This window comes from Streptosporangium sp. NPDC002524 (assembly GCF_040295985.1).
GTDB lineage: Bacteria > Actinomycetota > Actinomycetes > Streptosporangiales > Streptosporangiaceae > Streptosporangium.
Window position 1 is genome coordinate 547943 of the sequence record NZ_JBEOWK010000001.1, and the last position, 15826, is coordinate 563768.

Consider the following 15826-nt stretch of genomic DNA (forward strand, 5'->3'; position numbering starts at 1 on the left):
CTCACGGGCTCACGGGCTCACGGGCTCACGGGCTCACGGGCTCACGGGCTCACGGGCTCACGCACCCCCGCACCCCCGACCGCCCCGGGTGCCATTGGCGAATGGGTGCGGTCTCACCGCCGCCCGTCCGCCCGCCGTCACGACGGTCCGCGCGAGGACCGGGGCGGAGACGACTCACCCGTCGCACGGGAACCGCCAGCGCACCGGCCAGCGGGATGAGAAGATCCCGAACCGCGACCACCCGCACGCGGCCGGCCAGGGGATGCCCCCGCCCTCACTGGCGAGATAACCCCGCCCCCACCCGGGGCCGGGAGATGAACCCCCGTGGGCGCGGGTCTTCCTCGAGGACGGGGATCGCATGGAGCGTCAGGCCGCTCAGGCCGCTTCGGCCGTTCGTGAGCAGATCAAGCGCGATTCGTCGCACTCCCCGGCCGTACCCAGGGGTCTCGTTGTTGACAGGTTTGGCTAATTAGATTAGCTTTTAGCTAACACCGTTAGCCAAACCTGGAGGATGTCATGACCGAGTACCTCGCCGTCGACGGCGGCACGATCGCTTACGAGGTGGCGGGAGCCGGCCCGCTGATCGTTCTCGCGCACGGCATGGGCGACAGCCGTGCCGCGTACCGTGCGGTGATCCCGCCGCTGGTGGCGGCGGGCTACCGGGTCGCCGCGGTCGACCTGCGCGGCTGCGGCGAGTCCAGTGTCGGCTGGCCGGCCTGGAGCCGCACCGCCATCGCCGGTGACCTGCTCGCCGTGATCCGCCACCTGGGCGGTCCCGCCGTGCTCGTCGGCCACTCGATCTCCGGCGGCGCCGCCACCATCGCGGCGGCTCAGGAGCCCTCGCTGGTCAGCGCGGTCGTCGAGCTGGCACCGTTCACCCGCAAGCAGACGGTCCGCCTCGGCGACCTGCGGGTGAGGCGCTTCCGGCAGGGCATGCTGCGGCTGCTCGGCGCCGGCGCGTTCGGCAGCGTGCCGCTCTGGCGCTCCTACCTCGACGTGGCCTACCCCGGTGTGAAGCCGGGCGACTGGGCCGAGCGGCTCGGCCGCGTCGACTCCCTGATGCGCGAGCCGGGCCGGATGAAGGCCTTGCAGGGCATGGGCCGCAGCGCCCCGACCGACGCGGGCGCGCACCTCGGCGGCGTCCGCTGCCCGGTCCTGGTCGTGATGGGCACGCTCGACCCCGACTGGGCCGACCCGCGCGCCGAGGGCTCGGCGATCGTCGACGCCCTGCCGTCCGGCCTCGGCCGTCTCGAGATGATCGAGGGCGCCGGGCACTACCCGCACGACCAGTATCCTGACCGGGTGGTCTCGCTCATGCTCGCCTTCCTCCGGCCGGACGCCGCCCGTGCCTAGAGCCGGCCTCGACCCGGCGGCCGTGGTCGCGGCCGGTGCCGCCCTTGCCGACGAGGTGGGGCTCGCCAACCTGACGATGGGCCTGCTGGCCGAGCGGGTGGGCGTGCGCACCCCGTCCCTGTACAAGCACGTGAGCGGCCAGGAGGATCTCAACCGGCGCATCGCGGTCCTGGCGATGAGCCAGGCCGCCGACGCCATGGGCAGCGCGATCCAGGGCTACGCCGGCCGTGACGCCCTGGCCGCCGCGGCGCGCGCCCTCCGCACCTTCGTCATGGAACACCCCGGCCGCTACGCCGCGACGATCGGCGTGGAGCCGTCCGGCCCGGACGATCCGCTCGCCACGGAGGGCCGACGGGCGATGGACGCGTTCGCGGCGGTCCTGCGCGGCTACGAGATCGAGGAGCCCGACGTGGACCACGCACTGCGCATGCTCCGCAGCCTCTGCCACGGCTTCGCCACGCTGCAGGCCGCCGGTGGCTTCCAGTGGAGCGCCGACATCGACGAGAGCTTCGAGTGGCTGATCGCCTTCACCGACCAGGGCCTGCGCGCCCTTGGACAGCGCCGCGCCTGACAGGGCCGCGTTCGAGAACGTCTGGCAACACTCTGGCGACGCCGCGTTCCGCGGACGCCTGACAAAGCCGCGTTTCGCGAACGCCGTCGGCGATCGTTCCCGCTCACCGGGCGCGGCCGGGCGTCAGGGGTTCACCATCGGCGGGCCGGGGCCGCGCCGCCGTGTGGCGGTCGTCTCACGGATTGCAAGCGGACGTTAACCGGTCCGGGGGACCGTGGTGCTCTCCATACGGAAAGCGACCACGAGGAGACCGGCACCGATGGACACTCACGAGGCGGCCGTACCCCCAGCGCGGGGAGCCCGGCCGCGGGTTCTGCCGCCCCGGCCGGGCAAGGGGCTGATCGCCGCTCTCGCGGTCTCCGGGATCTGCGTCCTGATCGCCATGGGCATCGTCCTGGCGAACGGGAGTACCACCGGTTTCGGCGTCTCGTTCGCCCTGGGGCTGGCACCGCTGCCGGTCCTGCTCGCCGCCGTGCTCGCGCTCGACCGGCTGGAGCCCGAGCCCCGGCTGAACCTGCTCTTCGCGTTCGCCTGGGGCGCGGGCATCGCGGTGGTCCTCGGCGTCGTCCTGGAGCTGGGCGGCACGATCGTGCTGGTGCGGGCCTTCGACGTGGGCGAGCGGGTGGCGGAGACCGCGACCCTGGTGGCGGTGGCCCCGGTGGTCGAGGAGGCGCTCAAGGGCTCCGCGCTCCTGTGGCTGATCTGGCGGTGCAGGCGCGAGATCGACGGCCCGACCGACGGCATCATCTACGCGTCCATGGTCGGCCTGGGGTTCGCGGCCGTGGAGAACATGATCTACTACTCCGCCGCGTTCACCGAGACGGGCGCGGAGGGGGCGGTGGGCCTCTTCGTGCTGCGGGGGCTGGTCTCGCCGCTCGGGCATCCCCTCTTCACCTCGATGATCGGGCTCGGTGTCGCCTACGCGGTCACCACGCGCCGCAGGGGTGGGTTCCTCGCCATCCCGCTGGGCTACCTCGGTGCCGTGCTCCTGCACGGCCTGTGGAACGGGACCTCGGCGCTGGAGTCGCTGCCCGCCCTCGGGGCCGCCTACCTCCTGGAACTGGTCGTCATCTGCGCGCTCGTCGTCGTCACCGTGCGGGAGCGGCGCCTGCTGGTGGCCCTGATCGGCGTGCACCTGCCCGCCTACCTGGGGACCGGCCTGGTCACGCCGTACGACATCGGCATGCTCGGCTCGCTGAGCACCCGCAGGCAGGCCCGCCGGTGGGCGAGGGGGATCGGGGCGGGCCGCGCGATGTCCGACTACCAGCAGGCCGCGACCGAGCTGGTCATGCTGCACCAGCGCGCCGAGCGCGACGGCACCGACCCCGGGGAGCTCGTCGCCGAGCGCGACGCCCTGCTGGCGACCATGGCGCGGGCGCGGGAGAGCTTCGTGCCGCGTTCCCCGTCACAGCCTCAGCCCGCGTAGGAGTGCATACGCGTAGGACCGCGTACGCGCTCTCTTCGGCACGCACCGGGCCCGTAGTTCTCTCCGGCACGCGCTTTCTCCGGTCCGCGTTCGCTCCCGTACGCTCCGGCACGCACCGGACCGTACGCACTCGGACCGGTCGCGCCGGGCCGTATGCGCGCTCGGACCGGCACGCACCGGGCCGTACGCGCTTGGGCCGGTCGCGGCGAAGACCATCGTGACGCTCTCTCCGGTCCGCGCCGGTACAGCGTGCGAGCAAGCCGGCGCGCACGCTGTGCCGGCGCGGGCCGGGGTCGTTCAGCTCTTGCCCTTCTTGCGGCCGGTCGTGTAGGCCACCCCCAGGCCCGCGCCGAGGGCGATCCCGATACCGATGCCCATGGCCAGGTTGCCGAGCGCGACTCCCAGTGCGGCGCCGATGGCGACCCCGACCGCGATGCCGAGGGAGAGACCGGTGGCGGCCTTCGACGCGTCGTCTGACTTCTCATCCATGTGCTGCCGCTTCCCCAGCTTCCGCGGAACATGCGCCCGGCCAGGCCGACGTCTCGGGGCCTCCGGCTCACCGCGAGCCCACCGGACCGTGAGCGTCCCTGGCGACGGGGCCGGTTGTGGGCTACCGTACTTGACGTGATCGTCAAGTCTGAGGCCCTCGGCAGCCGGGGGCGGCGCACCCGGACGGCGCTCGTCCAGGCCGGGCGGGAGGCGTTCGAGGAGCGGGGCTACGACGCCGTGCGCGTCGACGACGTCTGCGCGCGCGCCGGGGTCTCGCACGGCACCTTCTACACCTACTTCGGCTCGCGCGAGGAGCTGTTCCGCGAGGTGGCGGCGACCGTGGTGGGCGAGATGTTCACCGCCAGCGTGGTCGGGCCCGCCGCCCCCGGCGACCCGTACGCCCGCATCGAGGCCGCCAACCTGCTCTACCTGCGCGCGTGGGCCGCCAACTCCCGGCTGGTACGGATGCTGGAGCAGGTCGCGGCCACCGACGAGAGTTTTCGCGGCCTCCTGCTGGAGCTGCGCGAGGTGTTCGTGCGGCGGGGCGCGGAGGGGTTGCTGCGCCTGCAGGAGCAGGGGCTGGCCGACCCGTCGCTGGACCCCCGGCTGACCGCCGTGATGCTGGGCGGGATGGTCGAGCACTTCGCCCACGTCTGGCTGGACCTCGGCGAGCACGCCGACGAGCGGACCGCCGTCGCGGCGCTCTCCACGCTCTGGGCTCGGGCCATCGGCCTGACACCGACACCGACACCGTCCCGGGATCCGGCACCGGCATCAGCACCGACGCCTAGACGGCCGACGCCGACGCCGACGCCGACGCCGACGAGCGAGGTCATCGATATGACGTCCGTGTCAACCAAGGGAGCGGGTTCGTGAGCCGCCTGGACACCTCCGGTGACGACTACCTGGCGCGGCGCGAGGCGATGCTCGCCAAGCTGGCCGAGCTCGACGCCGAGCAGGCCAAGGCGGTGGCGGGCGGCGGCGGCAAGTACGTCGACCGGCACCGCGCGCGGGGCAAGCTCCTGGCCAGGGAGCGGATCGAGCTGCTCGTCGACCCCGACTCGGCGTTCCTGGAGCTCTCGCCGCTGGCGGCCTGGGGCAGCGACTTCCCCGTCGGGGCGAGCGTGGTCACCGGGATCGGGGTGGTCGAGGGCGTCGAGTGCGTGCTCGTCGCGAACGACCCGACCGTGCGGGGCGGCTCGTCCAACCCGTGGACGATGCGCAAGACGCTCAGGGCGGCCGACATCGCGTTCGAGAACCGGCTGCCGCTGATCAACCTGGTGGAGTCGGGCGGGGCGGACCTGCCGACCCAGAAGGAGATCTTCATCCCCGGCGGCCGGATCTTCCGCGACCTGACCCGCCTGTCGGCGGCCGGGATACCGACGATCGCGCTGGTCTTCGGCAACTCCACGGCCGGTGGGGCGTACGTGCCGGGGATGAGCGACCACGTGGTCATGGTCAAGGAGCGCGCGAAGGTCTTCCTCGGCGGGCCGCCGCTGGTCAAGATGGCCACCGGGGAGGAGGCCGACGACGAGTCGCTGGGCGGCGCCGAGATGCACGCCCGCGTCAGCGGCCTGGCCGACTACCTCGCCGCCGACGAGCACGACGCGCTGCGGATCGGGCGGCGGATCGTGAAGGGCCTGAACCTGCGCCGGCCCGGCGTCTCCCCCGGTGCCGTGCGCGGTCCGCTGTACGACGAGGACGAGCTGCTGGGCATCGTGCCGGAGGACCTGAAGGTCCCGTTCGACCCGCGCGAGGTGATCGCGCGGGTGGTGGACGGCAGCGAGTTCGACGAGTTCAAGCCGCTGTACGGCGGGAGCCTGGTGACCGGGTGGGCCCGCCTGCACGGCCGTCCGGTCGGGATCCTGGCCAACGCCAGGGGCGTGCTGTTCAGCGAGGAGGCGCAGAAGGCGGCGCAGTTCATCCAGCTCGCCAACCAGGTCCGCGTCCCGCTGGTCTTCCTGCAGAACACCACCGGCTACATGGTCGGCAAGGACTACGAGCAGGGCGGCATCATCAAGCACGGCGCCATGATGATCAACGCGGTGTCCAACTCGTCCGTCCCGCACATCACGATCGTGATGGGCGCCTCGTACGGGGCGGGCAACTACGGGATGTGCGGCAGGGCCTACGACCCCCGCTTCCTGTTCACCTGGCCCAGCGCCAAGTCGGCCGTGATGGGGCCCGCCCAGCTCGCCGGGGTGCTGTCCATCGTCGGCCGGGCCGCCGCCCAGGCGCGGGGCCAGGTCTACGACGAGGAGGGCGACGCGGCGATGCGTCAGCTGGTCGAGGCGCAGATCGAGTCCGAGTCGCTGCCGTTCTTCCTCTCCGGCCGCCTCTACGACGACGGTGTGATCGACCCTCGCGACACCCGGACGGTCCTGGGTTTGTGCCTGTCAGCCATCGACAACGCCACTGTCGACAATGCCCCGCGGCCCTCGGGCTTCGGCGTCTTCCGGATGTGACCATGCCCATGACCGTGACCGCCGCGCCGATCCGACGCCTGCTCGTCGCCAACCGGGGGGAGATCGCCCGCCGCGTCTTCCGTACCTGCCGCGACCTCGGCGTCGAGACCGTCGCCGTCTTCTCCGACGCCGACGCGGACGCGCCGCACGTGGCCGAGGCCGACCACGCCGTACGGCTGCGCGGGGTGCGGCCCGCCGACACCTACCTGTCGGTAGAGAAGATCATCGCGGCGGCCCGCGCGGCGGGGGCGGACGCGGTCCATCCCGGGTACGGCTTCCTGTCGGAGAACGCGGCCTTCGCGCGGGCCGTACCGGAGGCCGGGCTGACCTGGGTCGGCCCTCCGGCCGGGGCCGTCGCCGCGATGGGTTCCAAGATCGAGGCGAAGGCGCTGATGGCCGAGGCCGGGGTCCCGGTGCTGCCGGGCTTCGTCGCGGGGCCCGGTTACTCGATGGACGACCTGGAGGGCGACCTGGACGCCGTGTTCGCCCGGATGGGCGGGACGGCCTCCGGATGGGCCGTCCCGCTGCTGGTGAAGGCGTCGGCCGGGGGCGGCGGGCGCGGGATGCGCGTCGTGCGGCTCGTCGACGACCTGCCGGAGGCGGTCGAGTCGGCGCGCCGGGAGGCCGCGTCGGCGTTCGGGGACGGCACGGTGTTCGTCGAGCCCCTGCTGGAGGGCGCCCGGCACATCGAGGTGCAGCTCCTGGCCGACGGGCACGGGACGGTGTGGGCGCTGGGCGAGCGGGAGTGCTCGATCCAGCGGCGGCACCAGAAGGTGGTCGAGGAGACCCCGTCCCCGGCGATCTCCCCCGCGACGCGGGCGCGGCTCCTCGACGCGGCGGTGACCGCCGCGCGGGCCATCGGGTACGTCGGCGCCGGGACCGTCGAGTTCCTCGTCAGGGACGAGACGGTCGCCTTCCTGGAGATGAACACCCGCCTGCAGGTGGAGCACCCGGTGACCGAGTGCGTCCACGGCGTCGACCTCGTCGAGTGGCAGCTGCGGATCGCCGAGGGCGCCCGGCTCCCCGCGTCGCCGCCGGAGCCGTCCGGGCACGCCGTCGAGGTGCGTCTCTACGCCGAGGACCCGGCCCGCGACTGGCTCCCGCAGAGCGGCGTCCTGCACCGCTTCGAGGTTCCCGGGGTGGACTCCCGCTTCGCGCCCGTGCCCGGCGGGCGCCACGGCCTGCGGCTGGACTCCGGCGTGGAGGACGGCTCGGAGATCGGCGTCCACTACGACCCGATGCTCGCCAAGGTTGTCTCGTACGGCGCGAGCCGTTCCGACGCCGTGCGCAGGCTGGCTGCCGCGCTGGCGGGCGCGCGGATCCACGGCCTCGTCACCAACCGGGACCTGCTGGTCGAGGTCCTGCGCCACCCCGCGTTCCTCGCCGGGGACACCCATACCGGCTTCCTGGAGGAACACGGGCTCACCGGCACCGGTTCCTCTGCCGGCTCCTCGGACGGTTCCTCCACCGGTTCCTCGGACGAGCAAGGGTCCGCCGATCCCGTGGAGCCCGGCCGGGGGCGGCCCGAGGTCGTGCGCCTGTCCGCGCTCGCCGCCGCGCTCGCGGGGGCGGCGGCCAACCGGGCGGCGGCGACCGTGCAGGCGGGACTGCCGAGCGGGTGGCGCAACGTGGTGTCGCAGCCGCAGCGCACCGCCTTCGCGGAGGCCGGGATCTCGTACCGGATCACCAGGGACGGCCTGCGGGCGGAGGGGTTTCCCGATACGGTCCTGGTCGGCGCGACGTCCTCGCTCGTGGTGCTGGAGACCTCGGGCGTGCGGCACCGGTTCGCGGTCGCCCGCTACGACGGCGTGACGCACGTGGACTCCCCCCTCGGTTCCGTACGGCTCACCCCGCTGGCCCGCCTGCCGGAACCGGTGGAACACGTGCTGCCCGGCTCCCTGGTGGCGCCCATGCCCGGTACGGTGCTGCGGGTCGACGTCAAGACCGGCGAGGCCGTCGGGGCGGGGCAGGTGGTCGTGGTGCTCGAAGCCATGAAGATGGAGCACCGGATCGTCGCGTCCGCGCCCGGCACGGTGGCGGCGGTGAACGTGACGCCGGGCCGCCAGGTCGAGGCGGGGGCCGTACTGGCCGTGATCGAGGAGCAGGCGTGACCTTCTCCCCGGGTTCCCAGGGCTCCGTGGAGTCCCGGAGCCGGGTTGGGGTCTCGACGACGGAAGGACCGAGATGAAGAGCGACGGGGGCTGGCCGGTGGAACGCCTGGTGCGCAGGGAGGTGTCCGGCGGGGTGGCGACGATCACCCTCGACTCCCCCCGCAACCGCAACGCGCTCTCGGTGCGGCTGCTGGGCGACCTGGAGGACCGGCTCAACTGGGCGCTGGCCGAGGAGAGCGTACGGGTGATCGTGCTCACCGGAACCGGGCCGGTGTTCTGCGCGGGCGCCGACCTGAAGGAGCAGCGGGTCGCGCCGGGCGACGCGCACGAGGCGCCGGTGACGGCGTCGTTCCCGGAGATCATGAGCCTGATCTGGGAGAGCCCGAAGCCGGTCGTATGCAGGCTGAACGGCACCGCGCGGGCCGGGGGGCTCGGCCTGGTGGCGGCCTGCGACTTCGCGATCGCCCCCGACTCGGCGTCGTTCGCGTTCAGCGAGGTACGGCTCGGCGTGGTGCCCGCGATGATCTCGGTGACCGTGCTGCGGCGGCTCGACCCGCGCGCCGCCGCCGAGTACCTGCTCACCGGGGAGACGTTCGACGCCGCCCGTGCCAGGGAGATCGGGCTGCTCACCCGCGCCGTGCCCGAGGAGGAGCTGGACGCGACGGTCGCCCACTACACCGGCATGCTGCTGCGCGGCGGCCCCGAGGCGCTCGCCCTCACCAAGCAGCTGGTGCGGACCGTGCCCGAGCTGAGCGTCGAGGAGGGCATGCGCCAGATGGCCGAGCTGTCCGCGCGCCGCTTCACCTCCGCCGAGGGGCAGGAGGGGATCGCCGCCTTCATGGAGAAGCGGCCCGCGTCGTGGATCCCCGCCCCGGAGGCGAGCTGATGTTGTACCGCGAACCGGGGGCCCGCGACGGAGCCGTGCCGCACGGACCGGGGACACGCGACGGAGCCGTGCCGCTCGAACCGGGGGCACGCGACGGAACCGCGCCACGCGAACCGACGACGCGCGACGGAGTCACACCAAACGGACCGGGGACACACGACGGAACCGCGCCACACGGACCGGCGGAACACGGCGGAGCCGTGCCGCGCGGGCCGGTGCTCGTGGCGCTCGGTGGCGTGTCCGGGACGTCCTGGTCCGAGGAGAGCTGATGTTGCGCGTCGCGAACTGCTCCGGCTTCTACGGTGATCGGCTGTCGGCCGCCAGGGAGATGGTGGAGGGCGGCCCGATCGACGTGCTCACCGGCGACTGGCTCGCCGAGCTGACCATGCTGATCCTGGCCGGGAACCGGCTGAAGGGCCGCCCCGGCTACGCGCCGACCTTCCTGGGGCAGCTGGAGGAGGTCCTCGGGACGTGCCTGGAGCGGGGTGTCAGGATCGTCTCCAACGCGGGCGGGCTGGACCCGGCCGGGTGCGCCGAGGCCGTGCGCGAGCTCGCCGGGCGCCTCGGGCTGCCGGTGCGGGTCGCCCACGTCACCGGCGACGACCTGACCGGCCGCGACCTGGGCGGCGCCCTCAACGCGGACACCGGTGAGCCGCTGCCCGCCCCCGCGCTGACCGCCAACGCCTACCTGGGGGGCCGCCCGATCGCCGCCGCCCTGTCGGCCGGGGCGGACGTGGTGGTGACCGGCCGCGTCACGGACGCCGCCCTGGTCACGGGGCCGGGGATCTGGCGGTACGGGTGGGGGCCGGACGACCTCGACGCGCTGGCCGGTTCGGTGGTCGCCGGGCACGTCATCGAGTGCGGCTGCCAGGCGACCGGCGGCAACTACGCGTTCTTCGGCGAGGTTCCCGACCTGGCGCGCTGCGGGTTCCCGCTGGTGGAGCTGGAGGCCGACGGCTCCAGCGTGGTCACCAAGCATCCGGGCACCGGGGGGCTGGTCTCGGTGGGCACGGTGACCGCGCAGCTGCTGTACGAGATCGGGTCGCCCCGCTACCTCGGGCCCGACGTGGTCGCGCGCTTCGACACGATCCGGCTGGAGCAGGAGGGCCCGGACCGGGTCCGCGTCTCGGGGGTGCGCGGCGAGGCGCCTCCGGACACGCTCAAGGTCGCCGTCAACTACCTGGCGGGCTACCGCAACACGATGACGCTCGTCCTGACCGGCCTGGACATCGAGGCGAAGGCCCGGCTCGCCGAGGAGGCCATCTGGTCCCGGGTGCCGAAGGAGTCGTTCGACGAGGTCCACGTGGAACTGACCCCGCTCACCCCGCCCCCTTCGCTCCACCCGCTCCACCCGCTCCACCCGCTCCACCCGCGCGACCTACTCGACCCGCTCAACCCTCCCACCCCGCTCGACCCGCTCAACCCTCCCACCCCGCTCGACCCGATCGACCCGCTCACCCGGCACGCACCGCACGCACCGTCCGCCGGGACCGCTCTGCTGCGCGTCACCGTGATGGACGCCGACCGGCGGAGGGCGGGACGTGCCTTCTCCTCGGCCGTGGTCGAGACCGGGCTGGCGAGCTATCCCGGCTTCTACGGCCTCACCCCTCCCGGTGACGCCTCGCCGTACGGGGTCTACTGGCCGACGCTCGTCCCGGCGGAGACGGTGCGGGCCCGCGTCTGGCTCGACGGCCGCGAGCTTCCTGCTGCACCCGGCACGCACGACGTACTCGGTGTATCCGATGTGCCCGACGTGCCCGGTTTTCCGGAGGTGACGACCACGCGAGGCACGGACCGCGACGGGGGCGAGGGCGCGATCGCCGGTGATGAGGCCGAGCGCGCCCGGCACGATGACCGTGACGAGGGTGAGACCGCGCGGGTCGCGCTGGGCACGATCGTGGGCGCCCGCTCGGGCGACAAGGGCGGCAACGCCAACCTGGGCGTCTGGGTCCGTACCCCCGAGCAATTCCGGTGGCTGGAGGGTTACCTGACGGTCGAACGCCTGGCGGAACTCCTGCCGTTCACCGCCGGCCTGCGGGTCGAGCGCTTCGAGCTGCCCAACCTGCTCGCCCTCAACTTCGTCGTGCACGGCCTCCTCGGCCGGGGCGTGGCCGCGAGTCCCCGTCTCGACGCCCAGGCCAAGGCCCTCGGGGAGGAGCTCCGCGCCGGACTCGCCGACATCCCCCGACGCCTCCTCTGACCCGCCCGTACGACATCCCGCGACGCCTCTCGCGACTCGACGGTACGACGGTCCGCGACACCTCTTCCGACCCGCCGATACGAAGTCGCGCGACGCCTCCCCCAACCCACCGGTGCGACGGTCCGCTACACCTCTTCCGACCCGCCGATACGACAGCCCGCGACGCCTCTTCCGGCCCGACGGTACGACAGCCCGCCCGGCTTCCGCCCCGTCGGTACGACCGTCCGCCCAAGTGAGGAAAAGCGGGCTCACCCGCGCAGGCCCGCCAGGGTCACCGAGAGCAGGTGGTCGGCCCGGCCGAGGCCGCCGGGCAGTTCGCTCGCGGCCAGTGCGACGCCGGTGACGAGCTGGAAGAAGTCCTCGACGTCGAGGTCCTGACGCGTCCGGCCCTCCCGCTGGGCCCGCGTCAGCAGACCCGCCGCCGCCGAGCGCATCGCCGCGTGGCAGTCGAAGCCGAGTCCGGCCCCGCCGAGCGTCATCGAGGCGGACAACCCGCCGTCGGTGAGGGCGTGGGCGAGCACGTCCCGTGACCAGAGGGCGAGCGCCTCGTCCGCTGAGGGGTGGGCGAGCAGGTTCTCCGCCTTCGCGCACAGTGTCTCGACCCGGTCCTGGAACACGGCCGCTAGGAGCGCCTGCCGCGTGGGGAAGTGGCGGTAGAGCGTCCCCGGCCCCATCCCGGCCCGGCGCGCGATCTCGTTGAGGGACGCCTCGGGCCCCTGCTCGGCGATCACGGCCTTGGCGGTCGCCAGCAGGTGTTCACGGTTGCGACGCGCGTCGACCCGCATCGGTACCCCCAGGGTTCCACACCGGTTTGCAAACGGAGAAGTTCTCCGTATTATACGGTCATATTATCCGGAGACCCTCTCCGGATAATTCCCGGAGAGGGGCCCCCGAATGAACGACGACACCGCCGACCTCGGACGCGTCGGGCTCTGGACCTTCGCCTTCGACGACCAGCCCGCGCAGCGGGTCCGCGAGGCCGCGGCGGAGATCGAGGAGCTCGGCTACGGCGCCCTGTGGTTCGGCGAGGCGTTCGGCCGCGACAGCGTGAGCCAGGCCTGGCTGCTGCTCTCCGCCACCCGGCGGCTGGTGGTGAGCGCGGGCATCGCCAACATCGCCCTGCGCGACCCCATCGCCATGGCGGCGGCCGAGCGCGCGCTCAACGAGGCGTACCCCGGCCGCTACCTCCTCGGCCTCGGCGGGCACCGGGTGTCCGACACGCCCATCCAGATGAACGGCTTCAGCGTCCCCAGCCGCGGCCGGGCCGTGCGCACGATGGGCGCCTACCTCGACGCGATGGACGCCATCCCGCTGGGCTCCCCCGCACCGGCGGCGCCCCCGCGGCGCGTCCTCGCCGCGCTCGGGCCGCGGATGCTGGCCCTGGCCGCCGAGCGGACCCTCGGCGCGCACCCCTACTTCGTGCCCGTGGAGCACACCCACCGGGCGAGGGAGACCATGGGTCCCGGCGCCTTCCTCGCGGTCGAGCAGGCCGTCGTGCTGGACACCGATCTCACGAGGGCCCGCGAGGTCGCCAGGGGACACCTGGGCCCCTACATCGGCATGGCCGCCCACCAGATCGCGAGCCTGCGCAGGCTGGGCTTCGGCGACGACGACCTGGCGGACGGCGGGAGCGACCGGCTGGTCGACGCGATCGTCGCCTACGGGGACGCCGGAGTCATCGCCGAGCGGGTCCGGGCCCACCTGGACGCGGGCGCGGACCACGTGTGCCTGCAGGTCCTGACCGCCACCCCCGGGGAGCTCCCCATGCGCGAGTGGCGCGAACTGTCCGCCCTGGCCACGGCCGGGTGACGGCCGAGTGACGGAGACCCTCCGGGCGCGGGCGACGCCTCCGCCGGGGCGGGGCACTATTGACCGTCGCGGCCGGGAATCGTAGATTCACCCCACCCAGAACATCATTCGGTCAAGGAGGGCGCATGACGTCCACGCACATCGACGTCACCGCGATCGACTTCGACGTGCTCGGTGCGTGGATGGACGCGCGGGGGCTGCCGGAAGGGCCGTTCGAGCGGGTCGCGCCGGTGACGGGCGGGACGCAGAACGTCATGGTGCGCTTCGAGCGCGGCGGGGCGTCGTACGTGCTGCGCAGGCCGCCGCTGCACCCGCGCGCCAGGAGCAACGAGGTGCTCCGCCGGGAGGCGAGGGTGCTCACGGTCCTGCGCGACACGCCGGTGGCGGCGCCGCGCCTGGTCGCGGCCTGCACCGACGAGAGCGTCATGGGCGCGGTCTTCTACCTGATGGAGCCGGTCCGGGGGTTCAACGCCACCGTCGAGCTGCCCCAGCCGCACGCGGGCGATCCCGCGATCCGGCACCGGATGGGACTGGAGGCGGCCTCGGCGCTGGCCGACCTCGGGCGGGTGGACCACGGCGCGCTCGACGGGTTCGGCCGCCCCGAGGGATTCCTGGAGCGGCAGGTGCCCCGCTGGATGGGCGAGCTGGACGGCTACGGGGCCCTGGAGGGGTATCCGGGGCCCGACATCCCGGAGCTGGCGGAGACCGCGGCCTGGCTGGAGCGCAACCGGCCGAAGGAGTTCGTCCCGGGGATCATGCACGGCGACTACCACCTGGCCAACCTCATGTTCGCCTGCGACGGGCCCAGGGTGGCGGCGATCGTCGACTGGGAGATGTGCACGGTGGGCGACCCGCTGCTGGACCTGGGGTGGCTGCTCGCGACCTGGCCGACCCCCGACGGCGTGGGGGTGATCTCCGGCGGGATCACCGGGCTCGCCACGGCCGACGAGCTCGTCAGCTGCTACGCGGCCCTGTCGGACCGGGACCTGTCGGCCGTCGACTGGTACGCGGTGATGGCCTGCTTCAAGCTCGGCATCGTCCTGGAGGGCACGCACGCCCGCGCCTGCGCGGGCAAGGCTCCCAGGGAGATCGGGGACCTGCTCCACGCCACCACGCTGAACCTGTTCGCCCGCGCCCAGACGTTCATGTGACATGCGATGAAATAGGCGAAATGTGCGTTAGCCGGTGATTGAAACCTTCATGCAACCTTCCGCATTCCAGGATTGCTCGCAATTGCTCTGCGATGTGGTTCGGGGAAGGATTCAGTCATGCGTCTCCGGTTTCTTGGCTCCACCTCCGAGGCGGGGGCCTGTCCCTCCCTCTACGAGACCGACCGCGGGACCATCGTGGTGCAGGGTCTCCGGGTGACCGACGCGGCGGCGCTGGCCGATCTGCGCCACGTCCTGGACGGCGAGACCGCCGTCGAGGTACCACGTGAGCTTCTCGCGGAGATCGCGCGCCGCGTACTTTCCGTAAATATTGGTCACGATTAGGAGTGCTCTCTGGCTTGATCCACACGTGCAGGTCTAGCGTCGTGCGCACCATGCGGGAGGTGACGTGAGCGGGCGGGGAGCACAGGCGTACGGCGGTCACGGCACCCGGCCCGCGCGAACGGCCGAGGAGATCGTGTGACCGGGTTCCAGCAGGCGAGGACCGACCTCGGTGTGCGGTTGCGGCACCTGCGGGAGGCCGCGCACCTGTCGGGCAAGGAGCTCGCCGAGCGGCTGAGGTGGCAGGCGTCCAAGGTCTCCCGGATCGAGAACGCCCGCCAGACCGCGACCGAGGACGACGTCACCCAGTGGGCCCGGGCCGTGGACGCCTCCCCCGCGATCACCGTGGAGCTGGTGGAGCAGGCGGCGGGTCTCCTGGACCGCCAGGACTCCCTGCGGCAGCGGCACCGCAGCGGGCTGGCGGCGCTCCAGGAGGACATCCGCGACGTGGAGGCGCGGACCACCCAGCTGCGGGTGTTCGAGCCCGGAGTGATCATCGGGCTGCTGCAGACCACCGAGTACGCCCGGAGCATCTTCACCCGCATCAAGCGCCTCTACCGGGCGCCCGACGAGATCGACGCGGCCATCCGGGTGCGCATGCAGCGCCAGGACATCCTCTACGACCAGAGCAAGCGGTTCAGGTTCGTCATGCCGGAGGCGGCGCTGCGCCACCGGCTCGCCCCGCTGGACGTGATGCGCGGGCAGCTCGACCGGCTACTGGCGGTGACGGCGCTGCCGAACGTGGAGTTCGGCGTGATCCCCTTCGAGGCGTCCCTGCCCTCGGCCCTGCTCAACGGCTTCTGGATGTACGACGAGGACCACGTGGCGGTGCCGACCAGGACGAGGGACCTGCTGCTGCGCGACCCGGAGGACGTCGCCTTCTACGCGCGGACCTTCGAGGAGCTCTGCGAGGTCGCGGCCTTCAGGGAGGATGCCAGATCGGTGATCGTCCGAGTACTCAGCGATTTCTCCGGACAATCAAAGGACTAAACACCGCAATTGCTTGATTAGCATCCCAAGATCGTG

Annotated in this window: 14 protein-coding genes; 12 read left to right on the plus strand and 2 right to left on the minus strand. The window is 72.8% G+C overall.

Annotation, left to right across the window (positions count from 1 at the left end; genetic code table 11):
• Window positions 1–516 precede the first annotated feature (516 nt).
• The 3 genes from ABT053_RS02300 (at window position 517) to ABT053_RS02310 (ending at window position 3350) form a co-directional block, all read left to right on the plus strand.
• The gene (locus ABT053_RS02300) at window positions 517–1353 is read left to right on the plus strand and encodes an alpha/beta fold hydrolase (protein WP_350966991.1); all 837 of its coding nucleotides are present in this window, start codon (window positions 517–519) and stop codon (window positions 1351–1353) included.
• Window positions 1346–1924 (plus strand): TetR/AcrR family transcriptional regulator, encoded by a 579-nt coding sequence (locus tag ABT053_RS02305; RefSeq protein ID WP_350966992.1) that lies wholly within the window; start codon window positions 1346–1348, stop codon window positions 1922–1924. The genes ABT053_RS02300 and ABT053_RS02305 overlap by 8 nt, the downstream gene beginning before the upstream one ends.
• A gap of 259 nt (window positions 1925–2183) precedes the next feature.
• The gene (locus ABT053_RS02310) at window positions 2184–3350 is read left to right on the plus strand and encodes a PrsW family intramembrane metalloprotease (protein ID WP_350966993.1); all 1167 of its coding nucleotides are present in this window, start codon (window positions 2184–2186) and stop codon (window positions 3348–3350) included.
• A gap of 297 nt (window positions 3351–3647) precedes the next feature.
• Here ABT053_RS02310 and ABT053_RS02315 read toward each other — a convergent pair whose 3' ends face one another.
• Window positions 3648–3839 (minus strand): glycine zipper domain-containing protein, encoded by a 192-nt coding sequence (locus tag ABT053_RS02315; RefSeq protein WP_350966994.1) that lies wholly within the window; start codon window positions 3837–3839, stop codon window positions 3648–3650.
• A gap of 135 nt (window positions 3840–3974) precedes the next feature.
• Between ABT053_RS02315 and ABT053_RS02320 the strand changes: the two genes are divergently transcribed.
• From ABT053_RS02320 to ABT053_RS02340, 5 genes are all read left to right on the plus strand, one after another.
• Window positions 3975–4715: a TetR/AcrR family transcriptional regulator gene (locus ABT053_RS02320; RefSeq protein WP_350966995.1), complete on the plus strand. Its 741-nt coding sequence runs from the start codon at window positions 3975–3977 to the stop codon at window positions 4713–4715.
• 47 nt (window positions 4716–4762) lie between these two features.
• The gene (locus ABT053_RS02325; protein WP_350967105.1) at window positions 4763–6304 is read left to right on the plus strand and encodes an acyl-CoA carboxylase subunit beta; all 1542 of its coding nucleotides are present in this window, start codon (window positions 4763–4765) and stop codon (window positions 6302–6304) included.
• A 2-nt stretch (window positions 6305–6306) separates the two neighbouring features.
• Window positions 6307–8415 carry an acetyl/propionyl/methylcrotonyl-CoA carboxylase subunit alpha gene (locus ABT053_RS02330; protein WP_350966996.1) on the plus strand — a complete coding sequence of 703 codons (2109 nt, stop codon included), beginning with the start codon at window positions 6307–6309 and terminating at the stop codon, window positions 8413–8415.
• Between the two features lie 73 nt (window positions 8416–8488).
• Window positions 8489–9301 (plus strand): enoyl-CoA hydratase-related protein, encoded by an 813-nt coding sequence (locus ABT053_RS02335; protein WP_350966997.1) that lies wholly within the window; start codon window positions 8489–8491, stop codon window positions 9299–9301.
• Window positions 9302–9569: 268 nt separating this feature from the next.
• Window positions 9570–11501: an acyclic terpene utilization AtuA family protein gene (locus tag ABT053_RS02340; RefSeq protein ID WP_350966998.1), complete on the plus strand. Its 1932-nt coding sequence runs from the start codon at window positions 9570–9572 to the stop codon at window positions 11499–11501.
• A gap of 248 nt (window positions 11502–11749) precedes the next feature.
• On the opposite strand, the gene ABT053_RS02345 is transcribed toward ABT053_RS02340, so the two are convergent.
• The gene (locus ABT053_RS02345; protein ID WP_350966999.1) at window positions 11750–12286 is read right to left on the minus strand and encodes a TetR/AcrR family transcriptional regulator; all 537 of its coding nucleotides are present in this window, start codon (window positions 12284–12286) and stop codon (window positions 11750–11752) included.
• A 109-nt stretch (window positions 12287–12395) separates the two neighbouring features.
• Between ABT053_RS02345 and ABT053_RS02350 the strand changes: the two genes are divergently transcribed.
• The 4 genes from ABT053_RS02350 to ABT053_RS02365 all read left to right on the plus strand — a co-directional run bounded on the left by ABT053_RS02350 (window position 12396) and on the right by ABT053_RS02365 (window position 15790).
• Window positions 12396–13310: a TIGR03620 family F420-dependent LLM class oxidoreductase gene (locus tag ABT053_RS02350; protein WP_350967000.1), complete on the plus strand. Its 915-nt coding sequence runs from the start codon at window positions 12396–12398 to the stop codon at window positions 13308–13310.
• 125 nt (window positions 13311–13435) lie between these two features.
• The gene (locus tag ABT053_RS02355) at window positions 13436–14461 is read left to right on the plus strand and encodes a phosphotransferase family protein (protein ID WP_350967001.1); all 1026 of its coding nucleotides are present in this window, start codon (window positions 13436–13438) and stop codon (window positions 14459–14461) included.
• A gap of 117 nt (window positions 14462–14578) precedes the next feature.
• Window positions 14579–14803: a hypothetical protein gene (locus tag ABT053_RS02360; RefSeq protein WP_350967002.1), complete on the plus strand. Its 225-nt coding sequence runs from the start codon at window positions 14579–14581 to the stop codon at window positions 14801–14803.
• 135 nt (window positions 14804–14938) lie between these two features.
• Window positions 14939–15790, plus strand: coding sequence for a helix-turn-helix domain-containing protein (locus ABT053_RS02365; protein ID WP_350967003.1), 852 nt, complete (start codon window positions 14939–14941; stop codon window positions 15788–15790).
• Window positions 15791–15826: the final 36 nt, after the last annotated feature.